Annotated in this window: 26 protein-coding genes and 3 pseudogenes; 2 read left to right on the forward strand and 27 right to left on the reverse strand. The window is 40.2% G+C overall.

The features are described from left to right. Nucleotides 1-55: 55 nt before the first annotated feature. The 7 genes and pseudogenes from D2962_RS10595 to D2962_RS10625 form a co-directional block, all read right to left on the reverse strand. Nucleotides 56-745, reverse strand: a complete 690-nt coding sequence (locus D2962_RS10595) for a response regulator transcription factor (RefSeq protein WP_122014952.1) — start codon at nucleotides 743-745, stop codon at nucleotides 56-58. 116 nt (nucleotides 746-861) lie between these two features. Then, a pseudogene (locus D2962_RS19635) lies at nucleotides 862-957 on the reverse strand (SHOCT domain-containing protein); the annotation flags it as partial. Between the two features lie 42 nt (nucleotides 958-999). Then, complete coding sequence (locus D2962_RS10605; RefSeq protein ID WP_122014953.1) at nucleotides 1000-1656, reverse strand: PspA/IM30 family protein; 657 nt, start codon at nucleotides 1654-1656, stop codon at nucleotides 1000-1002. Beyond that, entirely contained in the window at nucleotides 1656-2360 is a 705-nt protein-coding gene (locus tag D2962_RS10610; RefSeq protein WP_122014954.1) for a PspA/IM30 family protein, read from the reverse strand. The genes D2962_RS10605 and D2962_RS10610 overlap by 1 nt, the downstream gene beginning before the upstream one ends. Before the next feature lie 236 nt (nucleotides 2361-2596). Continuing rightward, nucleotides 2597-4074, reverse strand: a pseudogene (locus tag D2962_RS10615) (IS1182 family transposase). Between the two features lie 151 nt (nucleotides 4075-4225). Next, entirely contained in the window at nucleotides 4226-5704 is a 1479-nt protein-coding gene (locus D2962_RS10620; protein ID WP_122014955.1) for an IS1182 family transposase, read from the reverse strand. A gap of 174 nt (nucleotides 5705-5878) precedes the next feature. Beyond that, nucleotides 5879-6058, reverse strand: a complete 180-nt coding sequence (locus tag D2962_RS10625) for a YHS domain-containing protein (protein WP_120765878.1) — start codon at nucleotides 6056-6058, stop codon at nucleotides 5879-5881. Nucleotides 6059-6274: 216 nt separating this feature from the next. Between D2962_RS10625 and hydE the strand changes: the two genes are divergently transcribed. Then, nucleotides 6275-7339: a [FeFe] hydrogenase H-cluster radical SAM maturase HydE gene (hydE, locus tag D2962_RS10630; protein WP_222927505.1), complete on the forward strand. Its 1065-nt coding sequence runs from the start codon at nucleotides 6275-6277 to the stop codon at nucleotides 7337-7339. 208 nt (nucleotides 7340-7547) lie between these two features. Here hydE and D2962_RS10635 read toward each other — a convergent pair whose 3' ends face one another. The 12 genes and pseudogenes from D2962_RS10635 to D2962_RS10680 form a co-directional block, all read right to left on the reverse strand. Further along, nucleotides 7548-7760 (reverse strand): SHOCT domain-containing protein, encoded by a 213-nt coding sequence (locus tag D2962_RS10635; protein WP_162991193.1) that lies wholly within the window; start codon nucleotides 7758-7760, stop codon nucleotides 7548-7550. Nucleotides 7761-7803: 43 nt separating this feature from the next. Further along, nucleotides 7804-8028 carry an SHOCT domain-containing protein gene (locus D2962_RS10640; RefSeq protein WP_162991194.1) on the reverse strand — a complete coding sequence of 75 codons (225 nt, stop codon included), beginning with the start codon at nucleotides 8026-8028 and terminating at the stop codon, nucleotides 7804-7806. Between the two features lie 175 nt (nucleotides 8029-8203). Next, nucleotides 8204-8554 carry an NAD(P)-dependent oxidoreductase gene (locus tag D2962_RS18675; RefSeq protein ID WP_245984602.1) on the reverse strand — a complete coding sequence of 117 codons (351 nt, stop codon included), beginning with the start codon at nucleotides 8552-8554 and terminating at the stop codon, nucleotides 8204-8206. After that, a pseudogene (locus tag D2962_RS18680) lies at nucleotides 8539-9084 on the reverse strand (NAD(P)-dependent oxidoreductase). The gene D2962_RS18675 and the pseudogene D2962_RS18680 overlap by 16 nt, the downstream one beginning before the upstream one ends. A gap of 260 nt (nucleotides 9085-9344) precedes the next feature. After that, nucleotides 9345-9452: an LDCC motif putative metal-binding protein gene (locus tag D2962_RS19275; protein WP_281273657.1), complete on the reverse strand. Its 108-nt coding sequence runs from the start codon at nucleotides 9450-9452 to the stop codon at nucleotides 9345-9347. Nucleotides 9453-9481: 29 nt separating this feature from the next. Continuing rightward, on the reverse strand, nucleotides 9482-9784 hold the full coding sequence (locus D2962_RS18685; RefSeq protein WP_162991195.1) for a YHS domain-containing protein: 303 nt from the start codon (nucleotides 9782-9784) through the stop codon (nucleotides 9482-9484). A 451-nt stretch (nucleotides 9785-10235) separates the two neighbouring features. Next, nucleotides 10236-10973 carry a prolipoprotein diacylglyceryl transferase gene (gene lgt / locus D2962_RS10655; protein WP_122014959.1) on the reverse strand — a complete coding sequence of 246 codons (738 nt, stop codon included), beginning with the start codon at nucleotides 10971-10973 and terminating at the stop codon, nucleotides 10236-10238. 229 nt (nucleotides 10974-11202) lie between these two features. Next, on the reverse strand, nucleotides 11203-12510 hold the full coding sequence (locus D2962_RS10660) for a spermine/spermidine synthase domain-containing protein (RefSeq protein ID WP_122014960.1): 1308 nt from the start codon (nucleotides 12508-12510) through the stop codon (nucleotides 11203-11205). 20 nt (nucleotides 12511-12530) lie between these two features. Then, nucleotides 12531-13337, reverse strand: a complete 807-nt coding sequence (locus tag D2962_RS10665) for a spermidine synthase family protein (protein ID WP_162991196.1) — start codon at nucleotides 13335-13337, stop codon at nucleotides 12531-12533. A gap of 33 nt (nucleotides 13338-13370) precedes the next feature. Continuing rightward, a complete protein-coding gene (locus D2962_RS10670) occupies nucleotides 13371-14111 on the reverse strand; it encodes a cytochrome c biogenesis CcdA family protein (protein ID WP_122014962.1) in 741 nt (246 codons plus the stop codon). A gap of 9 nt (nucleotides 14112-14120) precedes the next feature. Further along, complete coding sequence (locus D2962_RS10675) at nucleotides 14121-14660, reverse strand: hypothetical protein (protein WP_122014963.1); 540 nt, start codon at nucleotides 14658-14660, stop codon at nucleotides 14121-14123. Beyond that, nucleotides 14653-14928 carry a DUF2933 domain-containing protein gene (locus D2962_RS10680; protein ID WP_120765871.1) on the reverse strand — a complete coding sequence of 92 codons (276 nt, stop codon included), beginning with the start codon at nucleotides 14926-14928 and terminating at the stop codon, nucleotides 14653-14655. Before D2962_RS10680 ends, D2962_RS10675 begins: the two co-directional genes overlap by 8 nt. A 233-nt stretch (nucleotides 14929-15161) precedes the next feature. On the opposite strand from D2962_RS10680, the gene D2962_RS10685 reads away from it, so the two are divergent. Further along, nucleotides 15162-15779 (forward strand): class I SAM-dependent methyltransferase, encoded by a 618-nt coding sequence (locus D2962_RS10685; RefSeq protein ID WP_122015773.1) that lies wholly within the window; start codon nucleotides 15162-15164, stop codon nucleotides 15777-15779. A 68-nt stretch (nucleotides 15780-15847) separates the two neighbouring features. Here D2962_RS10685 and D2962_RS10690 read toward each other — a convergent pair whose 3' ends face one another. From D2962_RS10690 to D2962_RS10725, 8 genes are all read right to left on the reverse strand, one after another. After that, nucleotides 15848-16171 (reverse strand): hypothetical protein, encoded by a 324-nt coding sequence (locus D2962_RS10690; protein WP_222927507.1) that lies wholly within the window; start codon nucleotides 16169-16171, stop codon nucleotides 15848-15850. A 56-nt stretch (nucleotides 16172-16227) separates the two neighbouring features. After that, nucleotides 16228-16656, reverse strand: coding sequence for a type II toxin-antitoxin system VapC family toxin (gene vapC, locus D2962_RS10695; RefSeq protein ID WP_122014964.1), 429 nt, complete (start codon nucleotides 16654-16656; stop codon nucleotides 16228-16230). Further along, entirely contained in the window at nucleotides 16646-16852 is a 207-nt protein-coding gene (locus D2962_RS10700; protein ID WP_120765869.1) for a type II toxin-antitoxin system VapB family antitoxin, read from the reverse strand. The genes vapC and D2962_RS10700 overlap by 11 nt, the downstream gene beginning before the upstream one ends. A 204-nt stretch (nucleotides 16853-17056) precedes the next feature. Further along, nucleotides 17057-18193, reverse strand: coding sequence for a bifunctional cystathionine gamma-lyase/homocysteine desulfhydrase (locus D2962_RS10705; RefSeq protein WP_122014965.1), 1137 nt, complete (start codon nucleotides 18191-18193; stop codon nucleotides 17057-17059). Between the two features lies 1 nt (nucleotide 18194). Further along, entirely contained in the window at nucleotides 18195-19121 is a 927-nt protein-coding gene (cysK, locus tag D2962_RS10710) for a cysteine synthase A (RefSeq protein WP_122014966.1), read from the reverse strand. Between the two features lie 134 nt (nucleotides 19122-19255). Then, the gene (locus tag D2962_RS10715) at nucleotides 19256-20281 is read right to left on the reverse strand and encodes a uroporphyrinogen decarboxylase family protein (RefSeq protein ID WP_122014967.1); all 1026 of its coding nucleotides are present in this window, start codon (nucleotides 20279-20281) and stop codon (nucleotides 19256-19258) included. Beyond that, entirely contained in the window at nucleotides 20256-22133 is a 1878-nt protein-coding gene (locus tag D2962_RS10720) for an ASKHA domain-containing protein (protein ID WP_120765865.1), read from the reverse strand. Before D2962_RS10720 ends, D2962_RS10715 begins: the two co-directional genes overlap by 26 nt. After that, nucleotides 22134-22409 carry a hypothetical protein gene (locus tag D2962_RS10725; protein ID WP_122014968.1) on the reverse strand — a complete coding sequence of 92 codons (276 nt, stop codon included), beginning with the start codon at nucleotides 22407-22409 and terminating at the stop codon, nucleotides 22134-22136. It lies immediately after the preceding gene. Between the last annotated feature and the right edge of the window lie 30 nt (nucleotides 22410-22439).

Raw genomic sequence — 22439 nt, forward strand, 5'->3', positions numbered from 1 at the left:
CATATATTAATAACCAATTCGATATAATTTGATAATATAACATGTACCAAAGTTGTCATTGGTTTTCCATAAATTTATAACCCACACCGTATACCGTGGTTATAAGTTCATTTTCATAATCCTGCAGCTTATGCCTTATATTCTTGATATGGGCGTCTATAGTCCTGTCAAACCCTTCATAATCATATCCCAGAACTTTTTCTATCAGCTCCTCTCTGGTAAAGACCTTCCCAGGATTCTGGGCTAACACCAGCAAGAGTTTATATTCTGTAGGCGTCAGGTCCACCAGGATATTATTATTTTTTACCTGCATTTTTTCTTTATCGATCAACAATTTCCCATCATTAAATTCGATAATATCGGCTTTTATGGTCTGTTCCCTATCAAGCCTGCGCAATATGGCCTTGACCCTGGCCACCAGTTCCCTGGGACTGAAGGGTTTTACCATGTAATCATCAGCTCCAAGCCCCAATCCGTTTATTTTATTAGATTCCTCTGCCTTTGCAGTAAGCATGAGGATGGGGACCTGGGACCTCACCCGGATTTTCTTGCATACCTGCTCTCCGGAAATATCGGGAAGCATTAGGTCAAGCACTATAAAATCGATGCGTTCCTTATTTAAAATATCAAGAGCTTCTTTCCCTCCATATGCAGTAAAAACCCTGTATCCTTCCTTTTCCAGATAAGCCTTTAACACGTCGACTATGTTTTCTTCATCATCCACCACAAGAATATTAAGCATCATAACACCCCTGAATTTATAATATCATTTTTTAATTTTAGTTCTCATTATATTTTACACTTAAAAGCCGGTGGAAACACCACCGGCCAAATGTTATACATTAAACGCGTATAAATCATTTAAGTCAATAACATTTTCTTTCTGCGCTTATATTCTTCTTCATTTATTTCTCCTCTGGCATATCTTTCTTTTAATATTTCTAGAGCGTGGCTTTCTAAAACCCTTTCAACGCTATGTTTATTTATCCCGCGTCCTTTCTATGAGTTTTCATCCAGTGCCATTTTTACATTAGATATTTCTTCCTGCATCTGCATTGCTTCCAATTCCAGCTGTTTTATATTGAGCATATTTACCATGGTGTCAATTCTGTCGACTTCTTTCTGTAAATCACGGTCTCTCTTGATTAAATTCTGCAGTGTTTCTTCTAGATCAACCTTTTTACTTATAAATTCTTCCGCTTTTTGATCACCGGCTTTTAATACGGTCTCGGCCATTTTTTCCATAGCCTCTTTTTCGCGGGTCAGTTCTTCTATTTTTGTCGACAGCTTTTGTTTTATCTCAATAATTTTTTCTCGGGATTGTTTCAAAGTATCTAGCTTAATCTGATATTTGCTTTTACTTTCGGGTTTAACTTGATGATTTTCATACATATGGTGTTCATGGACACGATGGTGATTTTTTCGTATTTCCATTAAATCCTCAAAATCCACCGAGCCTTCAAGTATCCTTTGCTTATATGCTCTGTAACCTTCCTCGTCAATAATTCCTTCAGCATACATCCTTTTTAATACCAGCAATTTTTCTTCGGTATCATTATGTTCACGGTAGTATGGCTCACTTTCACCATGGAAACATCCCCTTCTCGGATAATAATCATAGGGGCTGAAAAAACCTCCAAAGCTTCCGCATCCCATTATTCATTCCTCCCTTGGCGTTTCTGCTTTAACCTCTCCAACTCCTGCTTAATCAGCTCTTCCCGATGAATCTTGCTCAATTCCGCTTCTACATTATCCCTTTCCTCTAATTCTTCCAGGGCACCCATTTCAATTAGTTCATCCATGGCCGATACCTTTGCCTTTTTTTCTTTAATCCTTTTTTCAGCCCTTTCTATCCTGCCTTTTATGTCATTCATTTCACTGGATATACCGGTCAGGGCTTCTTTTACCGCCATTTGGGCTTCAGCAGCCCTGTTCATAGCAATTAATTCCTGTTTTTTCGTCTCCAGCTCGGATAATTCCGATTCAAGGTGTTCCTTGTTTTTTTGAATAATACTCTGTTTCTCACTTAACTCCTCTATCTGCCGTGAGAGTCTTTCCTTTTCTTCGACAAGATTTTGTTTCTTTTCCAGAGCGGCTCTGGCCAGGTCCTCACGATTTGAAGCGACTGCCAGCTCTGCCTGGTTTTCCGCAATCTGAATCTTGCCCTGAATGTCTTCAAGCTCGTTCTCCAGACCTTTTTTGACCGTGGTAATGTCAACAAGCGACTTTTTTATTTTATTTAGCTGCTCCTTCATTTCAACGATGGAATAATTCAGAGTTTCTTCCGGATTTTCCAATTCGTTCAAAACTGTATTGGCTTTAGCTTTAAATATATTGGCCACTCTGCTAAAAATACCCATAGCATATCCCTCCTATCTTTGTTTGATTTTTCATTTCTAATTGCATTATACAAGGCGATTTTGAAGAAAATATGAAGCTTGGACTTACTATATTGATCGGAATAATACTATATATTTTAAGCAAGTAAAGAGGTACGTATTGAACCAATTACTTGAATGATTCGATATCTGGAAATAACTCCTGCCATTAAAAGAAGCACCATAAGGTGCTTCCAGCTTGTAGACAAAAACCGCTTTTAGAACGCACAACCTAAAAGCGGTTTTTTATTTGAAGCAAAAAATTTTAAAATCATAAAGAAAAATGAATGCAAAGCAGGGGCTGCCGGTGGAAACATCCCACGTTTTCTCTTCCACATGGCCAGCTTTTTTAAATTCATGCATGCGAAAAGAAGCGTGAGATAATGTCCTACTTTGCTCAAGCCTCTTAGATTCGTATAACGCATACCATGCTTTTCTTTGGCATCGGCAAATACCCGCTCGATGGTCTGGCAGCGCATCTTGTATAATTCTTTGCCTAATTCGGTGTGCCTTATATCTTCTGCTATTTCCACATAGTGCTCCCATATGTGCCGGGTTACCACTTTCGTGTAGTTTTTGCTCTGTGTGCATCTCAAACGCATGGGGCATTCCCGGCATATTTGTGGATCGCTCTTGTATTCCCGGTATCCTGACCGGTTGGTGGTGCTGTATTTTAATACTTGGTTGTTAGGGCATATGTAGCAGTCATAATATTCGTCATATACGTATTCTCTCTTTTTAAAGTAGCCATCTTTGGTCATTGGCCTTTTATATGGCATGACAGGAAGTATTTCCGCTTCAATGATTTCTCTGCATATGCCGGGGGTCTTGTAGCCTGCATCAACCACTACTGCTTTTATTTCGGGAAATTTATCGTTTACTTCTTGAAAAAGATCGGAGAATACCTGGCTGTCGTGTACATTTCCAGGTGCTATTTTGAAGCCAAGGATGAAGTTGTTGCGGTCGCAGGCTACAGAAGCCGTGTAGGCAAAGCAGCGCTCTTTTTCTCCTTTTTGGAATATGCCGCTTTCAGGATCGGTGGTGCTTATCTTTACTCGTTTTCCGTTGGTGGAGCTGTTTCCTCCTTCGGCATCGCCGCTAGCTTCATCGTCATCTTCTTCAAACGGTTCTTTGCCGTTGGCTTCTCTTTCGGCGTTGATTTCTTTTAAAAGTTCTTTCTTGTATTTTGTACCTGCTTTTTTGCAACTTTCTCTATGTATTTATTCTTATTGGCACTGGCTTTTATGTGGGTGGCATCGATAAATACCGCGTCTTCTTTGATAAACCCGCACTCTATGGCTTCTTTTAATATTCGTTCGAATATCTTTTCAAATAGATCGCTTTCTTTAAACCGCCGTTCATAGTTTTTTCCAAAAGTCGAGAAGTGAGGTATTTTTTCTTGGAGCCCATATCCTAGAAACCAGCGGTAAGCCATATTGACTTCTGCTTCTTTGATGGTTTGGCGCATAGAGCGGATTCCATACAGTGCTTGGAGCATGAGCAGTTTTATTAATACCACTGGATCAATGCTGGGTCTGCCTGTATTTTCGCTGTATAGGTCTTTTACTTCGTTATATATGAAGTTAAAGTTGATGCTTTCTTCTATTGTCCTGAGGAGATGGTCTTTAGGTACTAAGCTATCAATGCTTACTAATTCTATCTGCTCTATTATTTCTCGTCTTTTCTTCGTTAACATTTCATCGCCCCACCGTATGTTTTTATTTCTTTAATTTTACTATAAAAATGATCATTTTTATACCCTTTTTACAAAAAAGACTGTCGACAGCTACTTTGTCGACAGTCTGGAAGCACCATAAGGTGCTTCAGCTTGTAGACAAAAACCGCTTTTAGAACGCACAACCTAAAAGCGGTTTTTTATTTGAAGCAAAAAATTTTAAAATCATAAAGAAAAATGAATGCAAAGCAGGGGCTGCCGGTGGAAACATCCCACGTTTTCTCTTCCACATGGCCAGCTTTTTTAAATTCATGCATGCGAAAAGAAGCGTGAGATAATGTCCTACTTTGCTCAAGCCTCTTAGATTCGTATAACGCATACCATGCTTTTCTTTGGCATCGGCAAATACCCGCTCGATGGTCTGGCAGCGCATCTTGTATAATTCTTTGCCTAATTCGGTGTGCCTTATATCTTCTGCTATTTCCACATAGTGCTCCCATATGTGCCGGGTTACCACTTTCGTGTAGTTTTTGCTCTGTGTGCATCTCAAACGCATGGGGCATTCCCGGCATATTTGTGGATCGCTCTTGTATTCCCGGTATCCTGACCGGTTGGTGGTGCTGTATTTTAATACTTGGTTGTTAGGGCATATGTAGCAGTCATAATATTCGTCATATACGTATTCTCTCTTTTTAAAGTAGCCATCTTTGGTCATTGGCCTTTTATATGGCATGACAGGAAGTATTTCCGCTTCAATGATTTCTCTGCATATGCCGGGGGTCTTGTAGCCTGCATCAACCACTACTGCTTTTATTTCGGGAAATTTATCGTTTACTTCTTGAAAAAGATCGGAGAATACCTGGCTGTCGTGTACATTTCCAGGTGCTATTTTGAAGCCAAGGATGAAGTTGTTGCGGTCGCAGGCTACAGAAGCCGTGTAGGCAAAGCAGCGCTCTTTTTCTCCTTTTTGGAATATGCCGCTTTCAGGATCGGTGGTGCTTATCTTTACTCGTTTTCCGTTGGTGGAGCTGTTTCCTCCTTCGGCATCGCCGCTAGCTTCATCGTCATCTTCTTCAAACGGTTCTTTGCCGTTGGCTTCTCTTTCGGCGTTGATTTCTTTTAAAAGTTCTTTCTTGTATTTTTGTACCTGCTTTTTTGCAACTTTCTCTATGTATTTATTCTTATTGGCACTGGCTTTTATGTGGGTGGCATCGATAAATACCGCGTCTTCTTTGATAAACCCGCACTCTATGGCTTCTTTTAATATTCGTTCGAATATCTTTTCAAATAGATCGCTTTCTTTAAACCGCCGTTCATAGTTTTTTCCAAAAGTCGAGAAGTGAGGTATTTTTTCTTGGAGCCCATATCCTAGAAACCAGCGGTAAGCCATATTGACTTCTGCTTCTTTGATGGTTTGGCGCATAGAGCGGATTCCATACAGTGCTTGGAGCATGAGCAGTTTTATTAATACCACTGGATCAATGCTGGGTCTGCCTGTATTTTCGCTGTATAGGTCTTTTACTTCGTTATATATGAAGTTAAAGTTGATGCTTTCTTCTATTGTCCTGATGAGATTGTCTTTAGGTACTAAGCTATCAATGCTTACTAATTCTATCTGCTCTATTATTTCTCGTCTTTTCTTCGTTAACATTTCATCGCCCCACCGTATGTTTTTATTTCTTTAATTTTACTATAAAAATGATCATTTTTATACCCTTTCCTACAAAAAAGACTGCCGACAGCTACTTTGTCGACAGTCTGAAGCACCATAAGGTGCTTCTTTTAATTATAGTTTCTGTGATTATAAAAAAGATATATTTTTATTTTAGCATTTGTGATGATTGTGGTCCATATCCATGTTGCTGTATAAATATTTCTCGGGGTTCCTGTCAAAACTTATCTGACATGCTTTTGAGCAGAAATAGTAGGTCTTGCCGTGATAAGTAGATGTCGCAAATGCATCTTTTTCATCAACCGTCATACCACATACAGGATCTTTCGCCATGATAAAAACCTCCCTTAATATTCATTATACCCCTATGGGGTATCTTATGTTATTAAATTTACCACTAATTTAATTTGTTGTCAAGGCCCATGAAAAATATAAAGACAAATGGATTGAAGATTGAGGAAAAATCTATATTGAATGTCTTTCCAAACTGTGTTAAAGTTATATTAGCAAAACTACATGGAAAATTGGTTTTCATCAGGGGGAATTTACTTGTTAAACAACATATGGGAAAAAATAGACTCCGAAGAGGATCTTACAAAAGAAGAACTTTGCTGTTTGCTGTCACTGGAAGATCCCGAACAGTTGGAACTTCTCTATCAAAAAGCCGATAAAATAAGAAAAAAATATGTAGGAGATGAAGTTCACCTTAGGGGCTTGATAGAGTTTTCCAATTACTGCAGGAATAATTGCCACTATTGTGGGATTCGTCGAGACAATAAAAAAATAAAACGTTATCGCATGGAAATCGACGAAATTCTTAATACTGCAATTCTAGCATCACATATGGGCTATAAGACCGTGGTGCTGCAATCGGGCGAAGATATGTATTACACCACAGATAAGCTGGTGGAGCTAATTAAGCTTATAAAGAGCAATGCTGATGTAGCCATTACATTGAGCATCGGCGAGCGCTCCTATGATGACTATGTAAGATTCTTTGAAGCCGGAGCAGATAGGTACCTCATGAGATTTGAAACTTCAAACCCTGAACTTTATGCCAAACTCCACCCTGATTCCAGTTTTGAAAATCGCATGAACATACTGAAATGGCTAAAACAAATAGGTTATCAGACCGGCTCTGGTATAATGATAGGACTCCCCGGCCAAAGCATCGAAGATTTAGCACAGGATATCCTCAAGTTTAAGGAACTCGACCTTGATATGATAGGGGTGGGGCCATATATTTGCCATCAGGACACCCCTCTGGCGGGAAATCCCAATGGAACCGTGGAGATGACCCTCAAGGTCATCGCATTGACAAGGATAGTTACTAAAAATACTCACATACCGGCGACTACGGCCCTTGCCACCTTAAGGCCTGCCGACGGCAGGGAAAAAGCCCTTCAAGCCGGAGCCAATGTAATAATGCCGAATGTGTCTCCGGTGAAATATCGCGAGTTTTATGAACTATATCCCAACAAAATATGCATCCGGGAAAATGCAAAGCAGTGCAACAGCTGCATAAAAAGAAGGATTTTCTCCATAGGTCGGACCATAAGTAAAGGGTATGGACATTCTTTAAAGAAAAAAATGGATAATGCCATAGCTTTATAATTTTATCTATTATATAAGTGTAAGTGGTAACGCATGTGCTTGAAATGTTCGATCACGGATAAGGCAACAATTATTATTGCATGTTTGTACAGAGGGTGTATTTTGGCTTTCCTTGCATTATAAAAAGAGGCGCCATAATAGTGGCGCTTCTTTTACATTCATTTCTTTTTAAGAACTTAATATTTTCTTTTTATGGTTGTATTCATCTTCAGGAAATCTCGCCAAGAGCAAACCTTTGCCTTAATATTTCTAGAGCCTTGCTTGAGCTTATCCGGCTGACGGACTTTTCTCTGGCGATGAGTTTTACAATGAAATAAATCACGCCTGCAAAAATCAATAAGCCCAAAATGTTTGAACCCAGTACCCACGGCCAGGCATTTGACGCAAAGGTTCCCAAGCCAAAACCGCATCCATAACCCACATCATAAAATACCTCCTTTTCGGTAAGGAATATCTTTGCTTTTCTATGCATTTAAAAGCATTGCTTTCTTTCTCACATATTCTTCATCTGAAATTTCTCCCCGGGCATATTTTTTCGTTAAGAATCTCCAGGGCGTCATTTCGCCTGTTATACCGATTTTCATTGAACCGGGTGCCGTTATTAGAGTAAAAATTGCATATATGATCAGCCCGAAAAATATTATGCCTAGAAGACCTCCGCCGAACATATGACCTAACCCAAACCACAATCATTTGAATCCTCCTTCCTAATTTTTATTTCTACCTAGCATTATACAGGAGGATTTTGAAGAAATTATGAAGCCGTTTTTATTTCTTTCTTCATAAGTTCTTCATAAGTTTTTTTTATAATATGATCGTGAAATTAAAAGCGAAAGGGGTGAAAGAATAACCTGACTCTTTAATTTATCTATCATATAATTTGAAAAGTGCCTGGGTACCGCTATTTTCTTCTCCTTCAGCGGCAAGATTTTCATATAAAGAAAATGCAAGTTCAAGACCTGGCATCTTAAGCCCCATCTCTTTTGCCGACTCCAGTGCTATTTTCATATCCTTAATAAAATGTTTTATATAAAATCCCGGAGTAAAATCACCCTTTATCATCCTGGGGGCAAGATTGCTCAAAGACCAGCTGCCCGCAGCTCCCGACTCTATGCTCTTTAATACCGTAACCGGATCTAATCCCGCCTTTTTGGCGTAAGCTATAGCTTCCGATACACCTATCATTCCCGATGCGATGGCTATCTGGTTGCACATCTGGTATATTGCCCCGCACCTGGACCCCCCTGTAACACTATATTTTTGCCCATGGCCTCAAATATAGGTTTTACCGCTTCAAAAGTCTCTGGATCTCCTCCTACCATGATGGAAAGCCTGGCTTCCCGGGCGCCGATATCACCGCCGGACACCGGCGCATCCAGGGCGTATAGGCCTTTATCTTTGGCCGCATTATAAATCCTTTTTGCGAGCATGGGACTTGACGTGGTCATGTCTATCAGATTATGACCCGGGTTTGGCATTATTTATAATTCCCTTTTCGTCCAGGTAGACTTCTTCACATCCCTTGGGTACCCTACCATTGTTATGATGACATTTGCCTCTTTTGCCACGTCAGCTACTGTATCCTTCCACAGGGCACCCTGTTTTATCAAATCTTCCGCCTTGGACCTGGTCCTGTTATAAACCAGGACCCTGTAACCCGCCTTCATTAGATTTAAAGCCATGCTCCTGCCCATAACTCCTGTACCGATAAATCCTAAAACCACATTATCCTTGTTTAGTTTCATATTACCTCTCCCTATTCCAATGATATAATAATTAGTATATTATTATATTCCACAAAGGATCGCTGTTTCCTTTTTTAATTTTGACAACTTTAATTATAAATGTACCTACCATTAGTTTATAAAGTTTTTAACTTTTTCTCAAAGACAAATGATTATATTTTAGATTAATAAAACTAAGTTTCATAAAAAAAAGTCAGAGGTTTGTTCTCTGACTCAAATTTTAATAACTTTAATACTTTTCAACTTTCGGTTTATAGTCTTTATCCCTGGTTCCTGTGCAACTCACAGCAATCCATCTTTTTACCGGCAAACTCTTTCTCATTGGCTTTAGCAAGTTTTTCCAGGAATTTACTGAACCAGTTAGCCATGATATCGCCTCCTGCGGTTTTTAGTTTGTTTATCCTTTAAAAGAATCGGCGCAGTCTTTACTACAGAAATAATAGGTTTTTCCATCTATAGTTCTGATAACTGCATCTTTTTTTGAAACCTTCATACCACATACAGGGTCTGTCGCAAAGTCTACGGTTTCCATGTCATTTTGGTGATTTCCGTGAGAATGTCCTCCATGGGAATGACCTCCATTTCCGCTATACCCTCCATGTCCTCCATGGCCGCCATGACCCCCGCAGCAACCGCCTCCTCTCATCATAAGAAACGTAAAGCCTACGGCTAAAAGTATCCATATTATATTTAAATCCATAGTAAATACCCCCCTCATGAATTTTATACCCCTAATGGGTATATTTATTTTATACTATTCCTATATGTTTTGTCAACTATTTTATTCTTATTACTTTACCCTTACTATCCTGATGTCTGAATGCATTTGGTTCGGGTGAAACCATTTTCCCATCTATTAATCTTATCAGCCTATCCCCTATTTTTCCAATTTGTGGTTATGGGTGACAAGAATAATCGTAGTTCCTGCTCTGTGAATCTTTTTGAAGCTATCCTTTTGCCGGTTGCTCCCAATTCAAACATGATCCCTATCTCTTTTAACCTTTCAAATATTGTGTTCATCATAGCGCTTATAATACATATTAAAGTGCTTTAAAGCGCTACAATCGCTATAAGCAAAATAAGCCATTGTACCTTATCCTGAATCATATTTTCAGCTTTGCGATTCTTGAGATGGTTTTTATCTCAATATATTATAAATGGTTAGGCGGTAAGTTCTTATATAGAACTTTGCTTATCCTCGCCTGATTATATATAACCCCCAGCACTACAAGTGCCAGGCTCGTCCACTGGGCTACGGAGAGAGGCCCCGCCATCACACTGTCCCTGAAAAATTCGATGATAAATCGATAGATGGAGTAAAGCACCACAAAGCTCACAAAAAGCTCTCCGTCATAACGGATTTTCTCCCGGCGGTTCCACAGGATCATGAATATTATAAAACCTGCCAGAGCCGAATAAAGTTGTGCCGGATGCCTGGAAACACCATTTACTACTACGGCCCATGGAACATTCGTCACTTTTCCGTATATATCGCATCCTATGCGGCCTATACCATAACCCAGGGCAAGGGAAGGCGCAACTATATCTGCCAGTTTAAAAAAGTTGATTTTCTTCATCCGGGTATAAATAACCGCCGCTATCAACCCGCCCAGTATGGCTCCGTGAAAGGATAGACCCCCTTCATTTACATGTAGTATCATAGCAGGATTTTTAAGATAAAAAGGTAAATCGAGGAGGACAAATAGCAGCCGTGCTCCTATAAAGCCTGATATAATAATAAGCATGGAAAAGTTCAGCACATCATCTTCATTCAGGCTTTTTCTTTTAGCTTCCTTCAATACCAAGTACATACCTGCCAGTATTCCCAGCGCTACAAAAAATCCCAGTTTGTAAATCGTAAACGGTCCCAGTTTAAATAAAATGTTCATTGGACACCTCCCGGGTTAAACCCCTTCTTAGCATTTTTTAGTTAATCATTTTATTGCTGTATACGTTTAAGTCAATGGTATAAGTTTATCCTGCTTGAAATTTCTTAACAAAAAAGGTTAAAGAGAAGTACGCGGCGGCACTAAAAATCATCGAATATGAAAAACCGAAAAACATAGCAATGACCGTAGCCAAAGTGGACCCGAGCAATGAAGCGATTCCATTTATTCCCTACATAAAAGGGACCAGATCTGTATTTGCCATTTGTCTTATGCCTGTTGGGAAGAAGACTCCCATCATAATGCCCATGGGAAGCAATATCAAGGCTAGTATAACTATCTTTACAAATATAGCTTGAGCAATATATGTCAATATCGCATATTTATATAAGATGGTCACCATGACTATAATGCCAGATAGAACCAAAGGCAATATTTTTATCTTTTTTTCAAGTATTTTGCCGGTCAAACTTCCGATACTGCAACCCACCAGCAACAGGATAACCGTGGCAAGAAAAGATAATGACGGATGGCCCAGGAAAAGGATGTTTTTTTGTATTAGAGCAATCTCCAGAGCCATAAATCCGATACCTATCGCAAAAAAGTAATTTGCCAAGCTTTTGTCTCGATTATCCATTTTTTTATAGTTCGGCACGATCCATTTATATATTGCAAAAAATACAACTAACAAAACAAGATAAACGGCTTTCGGCAAGCCAAAAGAAAAATCGTAAAAGAAAGGCCGGTCGTCGGTCGTTGGGATAGCATTGCTAGCACTACTTTTTATGATATCATCGACATCTTTATATTTTGATAGCGGCAATTTCATATTTTCAACTATATGCGGAATAAAAACAGGCTCCATTTTATTCTGTAAAGCTGTTTTAATTATTTGCACACTCTGATCTTGAATAAAAGGTTGATTGCGTATGATTATAACGGGAAAATGTAAATGCTTTGGGTCATGATTATGGGACTGTTCATTATTATCGGCTACTATAGCTATCTGATGTAAAGCATCCCGGTAAGGAATCCCCTTCTTTTTAAGAACGCTCAATACGGTCGTGATTATTCTTCTCGTATCTTCTTCATCATGGGCTGCAAATACCAGTTGTCCGTTATCTGTCAAGTGTTCAAGATATTTTGAAATCGCCTCTTCGGTATAAATGTAGTTTTCGTTCAAAGCTAAACTGCCGGAACTTGCGGTCTGTGTCATGACTAGAGACAAAAAAACGGTGTCATATTTTTCTTTTGTCCTTTCAATAAAGTTTCTTCCATCCTGAATGTGTGTTTTTACCTGGGGGAGATTATACAGGTCACCCGTGAAGGAGGAATTTTTTTCTACCGCATCGACACTGCTTTTATTTATCTCCACCGCAGTAATATCTTTGCTGCCGGCAAGAAGTGCCAGCAGTATATCTCTACCTCCTCCCGGTCCTATTACTAAAGTTTTAGGATTTTTTTGCAATATATAAGGTAAAAAACCAACAGAGTTTTTTAAACCGGAAACTAATTTTAGATCTCCGTTAAACCGGTACATAAAGGCTGCAGAACTGTTATCTATAAAATCGTTTTTTCCTTTTCGTTACCATAATCAATGACATCCGTCCTGGAAAAAGAATCCCATTTAGTATATTCTATTTTTGTTTTGCCATCATCAGATATATCATAAACCTTAAGTTTTCGGCTGGTTAATGGATAGCCAAAATTCTTTTCCAGGCCGGATAAATCCCTGGTAGATACCACAATGGAAATTAGCAATAATACAATGACTATCAAGGATACCGACACTTTTTTAGAAATAAATGAAGCAAAGCCCAGGATTATTAATAAAACAGCAAAGAGAAATAATAAAGAGACCATCATTCCATAGTTATTCAAAATAAAGAATGATGCCAGCGAAAAGATGCCTGTGCCCAATAAGTCTGCAAAATATAGTATATTCACGTAACGCACCATTTTTGTAAAGATTATAGATATTATTGCACCGCCGATGGTAAATGGAATTACACCTATAAACATATATAGTATGGGGAAAAAGTTAAACAGATTAATGTAGAGTATCAGAGATATCGCAATATAAGATAGCAATAAAACCCACAATAAATCGGTAACAGAAATGGCATCTATATCATTTTTGTTTTCAGCTATTTGTCTTTGGACCCATATACCGCCCAGACCCAGGCCCAGGATGGCAGTGGATATTATGATAAAAGCATAATGGTACCACGCAAGATATGAGAAAATTCGAGTCAGTATAAATTCCAGTGAAAATAAAAATCCTGACAGTGTGAAAACAATAAATAAGAGGATTTTTGTTTCTGTATCTTTCAGGTTTTTGTCTTTTATATCGGTTAAAATATTCATATCTCCTTTCCGGTAAATCTGGAGCATTATTTCTTACATCCCAATGGGTAATTTATATGGTAAAATTCTGGACAACAACCCGGTTATTTTTGTGAAATTTCCGGTCAAAATCATTATCCCGAAAATAATCATGATTGCACCCAGCACCTTTTGAGGAGTTCCCCGACTCATCAATGACTTTAAACTATCATAATATTTGCCGAAGGCCACCGAAAGGATCAAATACGGTATCGCAAGGCCCAGTGAAAATATGAACATCAGCATCATTCCCTGTTTTGCCGCCGAGAGGGTACCCGCAATGAGCAGGAATGAATAAAGTGTTGGACCTATGCAGTGGGAACATGCAATGGCGAAAAATAGTCCCAAAAAGAAGGACCGGGCATAACCCAGTGGCGGCAATTTGCCGTCGGGAATATCCATGTTCATGTGAAGCGATGGCAATTTGAGTATTCCCAGCATATTCAGTCCAACCAGAGATATAAAAATCCCGCCGATGATATTGAGTATGCCTATATTTCCTTTAAAAAAGCCCGCTATTTTGCCTGACATACCGCCTGCCAGCGTAAATACAATGGTAAAGGCCAGCACAAAAAAGAGGGTGTTGATAAAAGCTCTCCTTTTTAATTCTGCCGGAAGAGCCGATTTTAGCTCTTTTATGCTCATTCCGGTTATCAGTGAGAAATACACCGTCACCATGGGAATGATGCATGGAGAGAAAAAAGACAGAAGCCCTCCTGTAAATGAAATTCCATAGAGAGTCAATGTTGAAACCATAATGCACCTCTATTTTTTCCAATCGCTCTTATCCCATTTGAATTTCCTGTCCGGAATCGCACCTATGGTCCGGAGATTTAGCTCTAAAAACCCTGTATTGTTGTTAAAGAGACCGTCATTTTTTATCGTTAAGATTCCACTGCGATGGTGTCCGTCATCGCTGATAGCCCGCCATGTAAATCCCTGATTCACGGTTTTCGACCCATTGGATAAAACCGCAATTTTAGCTATATCATACGAAGAAAGATCAACAGTATGGGTGTTTAAGGTTACATAAAAAATCAAATCTTTTTCTTCGGGTTTCAATATATTCAAAAAGGCTGCATCCACAGTTACGGCTCCGCCTTCGGTGCGTCTGGTGACGGCAAATAATTTGCTTTCATCTATTCCGTCTAAAAGCTTTTCAGGATCTACTGCAGTGGATTGTTCTATACGGTTTCCTTCTCCTGTATTCGCTTTGCTTTTAGAGTTGTTCTGCTGAAAATAAAAGAAAATCAAAGCTGTTGCTACAAATGCAATTGCCACAACCCATGTTATGATCTTACGCATTTCCCTTCAACCTCTCTATTTTTTGCGGTTCATCGCTTAACTTCTTTTCACTTTCGAAATTTTTATCTCCATGACAGCTTTCCTTATCGTGCCCACCAAACATACCCTTCATCATAAAGATGTGCATCAGCGGACAGAGCAATAGAAAACCGTATGATAAGACACTCCTTGCGCCGAACCTGGAAAAAGCGTAAATCAAAACCAGAGGAAGCAAACAACACAGCATCATCAATAACCCATGAAATAAACCACCGTGTTTCTTATCCATTTTTACCCTCCTTTAGATTTTTATACCCTAATGGGGTATATTTTTATTTTATACTATTCCTATGTTTTTAGTCAACTAATCTCGAATATATTTCACAAAAATATCACAGACATCACGAGCAGGATATTTAATCTTTTGTTAGAAATACTATAATAGAAGTGAAATCTATGGCTATTCTTAATGTCAGATACACTGTTCTAAAAAAAAGACCTGAGAGAAAGGTAAGAGGCAAGATGGAAAATAGAGCAAAATCAGATATGACCGAAGTTATCCGTCGCAGGTACGACCGCACCTCGATATTTTATGACTGGATGGACCGCATGATATCTCCCGAATTGCGCAAAAAAGCCCTTTCCCAGGCTTCGGGAAAGGTACTCGAAGTGGGAGCGGGGACTGGAAATAACTTTCCTTATTATCCTCCGGGATGTGAAGTGACTGCAATTGACTTCAGCCCCGGTATGCTCGCCAGGGCCAGGAAAAAACTCCATCTAGCCAGGGCACCTATAAAACTACTTGAAATGGATGCCCAGGCTATGGATTTTCCCGACAATACTTTTGATACTGTCGTGGCAACATGTGTGTTCTGTTCAGTCCCCGACCCGGTCAAGGGTCTGGCGGAAGTTAAACGGGTCTGCAAGCCGAATGGAAAGATCATACTTCTGGAACACGTCCGCAGTGAATCTCCCGTCATTGGTTGGCTCATGGATGTTTTAAACCCTATATCACTACATCTAATAGGTTCAAACATCAACCGGCGCACCGTCCAGAATGTGATATCCGCAGGAATACAGCTTCAGAAAGTCGAAGACCTGCGGGGAAAAATAGTGAAGCTGATTGTGGGAACTCCATGATTTTGGGAAATTTATTTCATATTGCCGGAGTTATTTTGCAGGGGAGAGGGAAATCTAATGCTACCTGCCTACCCGCAGGGATAGCAAAAGGCTTTTTTCAATCGATAATGGTATTCAGCACATTTTTTCTTATCCATTTCTGCTATTATATTTTCGGTTGTAGTAAAAGCCTGAGTAGGGCAACATTTTTTACACATCTCGCATTTTATGCAAAGTTCGTTTTTGAGCACTTCATCCGGAGGTATGATAGCATCTGTCAATACAGAAACCAGTCTAACTCTTGGGCCAAATTCTTTTGTCAACAAAGTATGGTTATATCCTATGGTGCCAAGTCCGGCATATTTGCCTGCCAGAACGTGTGAAAAAGCAGCTATAGGTTTGTCAACAAGCACCGAAATATCACCATATCCGTCCCTTGGAAAGAAAAAGGCCTTATGCCCCAATTTATTTAAATAACCGGCGATGCATTATAACCAAAGCAAAGGGTTTTCAAACTCTTTTCAACATCTTTTATCATTTCATAATGCTTATCCTGATGGACTAAAATGCAATCGTATATTAAAGTCCATGTTGCAATCAAGACATCGGTCAGCGGTATATTTATCCCCTTCCGGTGTAGAGTAAAATTTAGAAATGCGGTTTTATCCCATACAGTGGATTCCTTATCCAGAACAACCAATGAGTCAAGTTCTTCTTTAAGCTGAGCAAATTGTTTTTCATTTATTGCACCGGATAATATCTCGGCTTTTATAACAGGAGTAATTACAACTTTTTCCTCTAACAATGCCATTTTCATCCATTCCTGTACTTTTGAATCACCATCTTTTTTTAAAACTTCTATCCATATGGAAGTGTCAACTAGATACTTAAAACTCATCTTTCCGCATTTCCTCCAGTTCAGACCGGTTTAAAGCCAGGTCGGTATTACCTATACGGTTGGCCAGCCTCTCAAGTTTGCTCCGACGAATAAAATCTTCCAGAGCTTTATTTACTGCCTCAGTCATCTTGCTGGTGCCTAGCAACCGCATGGCTTCCTCTAACAGCTTTCTGTTGACATATAATGTCGTCTTCATATGACATCACCTCTTGACATATATTATACCATAAAAAAGGTGCTATATTCAAGCACCATTATAAATATAATGTTAAATATACTTGACTTTTTGTAATATATTACAATTAAGGCGATACCATGGTATTAGATAAATCTGCGAATTAAAACGTGACATGCCTAGAGCCTGACCGGCTTCCCATTGTCCTTGTGAAATCGAATGGTATTATAAACCCAAAGCGGAAAGGATATCTTCCTTCAGGTCTTCTACATTTTCTATACCTACCGAAAGGCGCACCAGGCTGTCGCTGATACCTCTGGCCTTTCGTTCTCCTTCAGGAATAGAGGCATGGGTCATTTTAGCCGGAAGGCTTATAAAACTTTCAACCGCTCCTAAACTTTCGGCAAGAGTAATGAGCTTTACATTTCTCAATAGCTTATCCGCCAGTTCTGGAGTTTGAAGCTCGAAGGATATCATGCCCCCAAATCCACCGGCTTGCTTTTTCTGGATTTCATGGCCCGGGTGACCCGAAAGTCCGGGGTAGTATACCTTTTTTACATCCGGTAATGTAACAAGCCATGACGAAAGTTCCCTGGCGTTTTGTTCATGGCGCTCCATGCGGACTCCTAAGGTCTTTATGCCTCTCATCAAAAGCCATGAGTCAAAGGGCCCGAGGATTCCTCCGGTAGAGTTTTGTATAAAATGAAGCTTCTCTGCCAGTTCTTTTTCCTTTACTACCACCAGTCCTGCTACTACGTCACTGTGTCCGCCAAGATACTTGGTGGCGCTGTGAATGACAATATCCGCCCCAAGGGCTAAAGGCTTTTGCCAGTAAGGGGTCATAAAGGTGTTATCTACGATAACTTTAAGATTAAACTTTTTTGCAACTCTTGAAACTTCATTAATGTCGGTTATTTTTAACAATGGGTTTGTGGGGGTTTCTACATATATCGCACGAGTGTTGTTTTTGATAGCCCTTTCCACCTGATGTAAATCGCTAGTGTTTACATAGGTGGCTTCTATCCCTAGATTTTCAAAGACCTTGCTTAAAACTCTATAAGTGCCGCCATAAACATCATCGGAAACTATGATATTGTCTCCCCTGGTAAACAGCATGAAAACCGCCGTGATAGCTGCCATCCCTGAAGCAAAGGCAAAACCTGTCCTGCCTTCCTCCAGGCTTGCGATCACATTTTCCAAGGCTTCCCGTGTTGGATTTCCCGTGCGGGAATATTCATAGCCCGAATGCTCCCCCGGCCCTTTTTGTCTGTAAGTGGAAACTTGATATATAGGATAACTTACCGCTCCCGTCCTCTCATCTACTTCAAAGCCCGTATGAAGAACTTTGGTATCTTCTCTCAATTTATATTCCTCCCTGGTAAATCTTTTTGCTCAAATACCGCTCACTACCATCAGGAAAGATGGTTACTATATTTGCCGGTGAGGTAAGTTCCCCGGCAATCTGTAAGGTCGCATAAAAAGCGGCACCTGAAGAACTACCTACCAGCACCCCTTCTTTTTTTGCCAGCTCTTTTACCATATTAAAAGCATCCTCATCAGAAACAGTTACTACTTTATCAATGAGTTTAACATCCAGAGTTTTGGGAATAAAATCCACGCCGATGCCTTCAGTTTTATGTGGTCCTTTGGGCCCTCCTCCAAGAATGGAACCCACAGGTTCCACAGCCACCGCCTTTATCTTGGAGTCTCTTTCTTTTAAAAACCTTGCAGTTCCGGTAAAGGTACCGCCGCTTCCCACTCCTGCTACAAAATAATCTATCTTACCGTCGAGCTGCTTATATATTTCCGGGCCGGTAGTTTTATAATGGGCCAGGGGATTTGCCATGTTTTCGAATTGATTTGGTATAAAAGAGCCCTCGATGTTTTCGGCCAGGTCCTTCGCTTTCTCAATGGCTCCTTCCATGCCCTTATCGGTGGGAGTATGAATGATTTCAGCCCCCAAAGCTTTCATGAGTTCCTGCTTTTCTACGGAAAACTTCTCCGGTATTACGAAAATGACCCTGTATCCCCTGTTTAATGCGGCCAGAGCAATGCCGATACCCGTGTTGCCTGCCGTGGGCTCTATAACTGTTCCCCCTTTTTTGATTAATCCTTGCTTTTCGGCTGCTTCCAGCATGAAGTTTCCAATCCTATCTTTTACACTGCCACCGGGGTTGAAATATTCCAGCTTTGCATAGATATTTACTCCTTCCGGCAGTGAAAAATTATTGATTTTTAGTATTGGTGTTTGACCTATAAGTTCTCTTATGTCGTTCACAACTTTACACATTTCAATTTCCCTCCAATAATTGATTAGTGTAAAAACTCTAAGGCACTCAAAATCGACTTTTTACACCGGAATATTCATACCTCAAATCGTCACAAGCAGAAATAAAATTTCCCAATGGAAAAGTTTCATCCCGATCAATCTTTATTTAACTTTGATGAATGTCCAATTTTAAGCATCTCCTTTATATTTTCTAGCGGCGTTTCTCCAGAAATTTCGCATCCCGGCATCAGTATGAACCTCCCATGTCCTGCTTTTTTAATGCACTCCTTTGCTGCTCTGGCTACATCGGCAACGCTCCCGTATTCCATCACCGATGAAGGGTCTATGTTTCCCGCCAGGATCACTTTATCTTCCAATAGTCTTTTCGCTTCGCCAATATCTACTTTGTGGTCTACAGACATAATATCCGGTCCGATTTCCCTTATCAAATCCAGGCGGTCTCCTGTATCACCACAGATATGAAAAAAGGTTTTAGCCCCTTTGCTTTTTATATATCGGTTTATCTTATCAAGATAAGGAAAGGCAAACTTTTCAAAATGCCTCTTTGATATCAAATCCCCCGACGCCGAAGGGTCGGAGATATATATCATTTCTATCCCGCTTTTTATAAAGAGAGTAACATATTCCAGAAAAATCTCGGTGGAAAATCTTAAAACTTCATCTGCAAAATTCTCATCTTTCCTCAGCATTCTCATAAATGTATCCGGGCCCACCATTTGTGCGGCCTGGGTGAAAGGTGCGCGGCAGTTGACCGCAAGGATAATTTTTTCTTTTACCTTTTCATTTATGAAATCTGCTATCTGCCGTAGAGAATTTACATTCCTATCGGATTTTATCTTATTTATATCAAGTTTAAATAAATCCGATTTATCCCTAATGAGTGGATTTTCCATAAAGGGCGCACCCTTTTCGGGAAATTTCAGTTCGCCTCCCAAAGCCATGACAGGTACCGATGTAAGGCCCGCCAGCAGGAAAAATATATCCGAGTCAATATTCAGAGCCTCTTCTATAACCACAGGAGCAAGTTTAAAAGGATTATCCAGAAATTCCTTTATGGTATACCCCCTCCGGTTTAAAGCCCAGAACTCGGTAGCAAAAGCCGAAGCGGCGGCTGTATTTTTACCAAGGAACATGTCAATTATCCTCTGTCTGCCGACCATGACACATATCTCCTTTCGGAAATTTCAAGCTTCGGGTAAACACCCTGTCAAAATCCGGCAGCATGGAAAGTTCTACATATTTTACTTTATCGGTAAGCTCCTTCATTTCTTCCCTTATCTTTTTAGAAAGCAAGCACATCGCTGCACCGGCCTTTGAGGTGTTGCCAACAAAACTTATCTTATCTTTCCACTCCATGGCCGCCATTCCGATACCTATCAGGCTTTCCGGTCGAAGATGGGCACCGAAGGCTCCTGCCACATACACCTTTCCCAAATCCCCGGGTTTTAACCCCTTTTGTTCTAAAAGTGCGGTTATCCCTGCCCACAGAGCGCCTTTGGCCAGCTGGACCTGGCGTATATCCCGGGAAGTTAAATAAATGGCCGGTATTTCTTCCCTGGGTTGTGTTACCATAAAGGCCGGTTTTCCATCATATTCGACGATACGGACAGCCACGCTTTCAGGCAGCAGGTCCGCAGCGGCAGGATTTATTTTGCCTGAAACATCTATGATACCTGCTTTTATAAGTTCGGAGACCAAATCAATGATTCCGCTCCCGCAAAGGCCGAAAGGTTCAATGTTACCAATGGTCTTTATATTTACTTCATCGGTTATTCGAACTTGCTCTATGGCTCCTTCCGCCGCCCGCATGCCGCAGCCGATATTCACACCTTCCAGGGCCGGGCCGGCTGGAGATGAGCACGCTGTAAGCTCTTTACCATCAAACAATACCAGCTCTCCGTTGGTCCCTATATCCATGAGAAGTGATTTCTCACTTTTTTTATGCATGCCGGTGGCAAAAACACCCGCGGTAATGTCGGCACCTACATATCCTGAGATGGATGGGAGACAATATACTTTCCCAAAAGGGGAGATCATAAGTCCCAGGTCGTCTGCGTTTATTTCAATGTCGCCTTTTAAAACCGGGCTATATGGAGCATAGCCTATCGACTCGGGATTAAGTCCCAGAAAAAGGTGCATCATGGTGGTATTTGCAGCTACGGATATCTCATAGATGTATTTCTTATTAATGCCGCTTGATTCAGCAGCTTCTTGTATGAGATTATTTATACATCCGATAATGCTTTTCTGGAGTAAATCCAGTTGTTCTTTGGTTTCTCTGGCGAAGCTTATGCGTGACAGGACATCCAGGCCGTAGCTTTTTTGCGGATTTAGCTCGGACTTTACCGCCTCCTCCCGGCCGTTTTTCAGGTTCACCAGGGAAACTACCACTGTGGTGGTTCCTATATCAACTGCAATACCATATAAAAGTTCTGAGGTATTTTCCTCTTCAATCCCGACAATCTTTCCATCCCTTATAATGGCTGTGTAATTCGAAATCTTAATTTTGTTTTCAGACGACTCACCCCTGTAACCACGGTTTGACAGGAACTTCAGTATCTTTAGCCTATATTCCTGGTCTATTGGATACCCGACGATCTCCGTCATATGCTCTTCTAAAGAAATACCGGCTTCTAATTTCCTCGGTAGATCGAAAGGCACTTTTATGATATATGGGTCAATAGTAAACTCTCCGATGTTACTTTTTTCCAGCACAACACTCTTTTTGTTTTCAAAGAGTGGTTCTATTTCCACATCGTTTTCCAGTAAATACAGGCAGGCAATACGAATGCCTTTTTCCAGTTCCCCTTTTGAAAGAAGTTTCAGTTCTTCAGGTTTAGGAGGACCGGCTTTTTTTACCCTGACCCTGCACTTGCCGCAGGTGCCACAACCACCGCATGGAAATTCCATTGGTATCCCCGCTCTTCTCAGGACATTCATCAAAGTCTCTCCGGCTTTTGCATTAATTTTTCTATTTTCAGGAATCAGAGTTATCTCTATTTTGTTATTCATTTATTCCTCCCAAAATGAGTGAAAATAAGAGTAGATTTGGATCAAATTATTTATGGTATCGGGAAAACAGCTCCCATCGGAAGAAAAAATATAACGACCGCCCGTGAAGATATGCTGTATTTTTTTTATGGCGTCAAAGACCGCTTCTTCTTCCCCCTGGTTATATGAAAGTGTTATATTGCCCATGAATGCCGCTCTATCTGCCATTATCTCTTTTATGTCTTTTATCTCATCCGGGGTTTTCCCTTCAAAACCATGTATGGCATCAATCCCCATGCTTATCAAATCCTGAAGAAATCCGGTAAT

The organism is Biomaibacter acetigenes (genome assembly GCF_003691585.1).
Taxonomy (GTDB): domain Bacteria; phylum Bacillota; class Thermosediminibacteria; order Thermosediminibacterales; family Tepidanaerobacteraceae; genus Biomaibacter; species Biomaibacter acetigenes.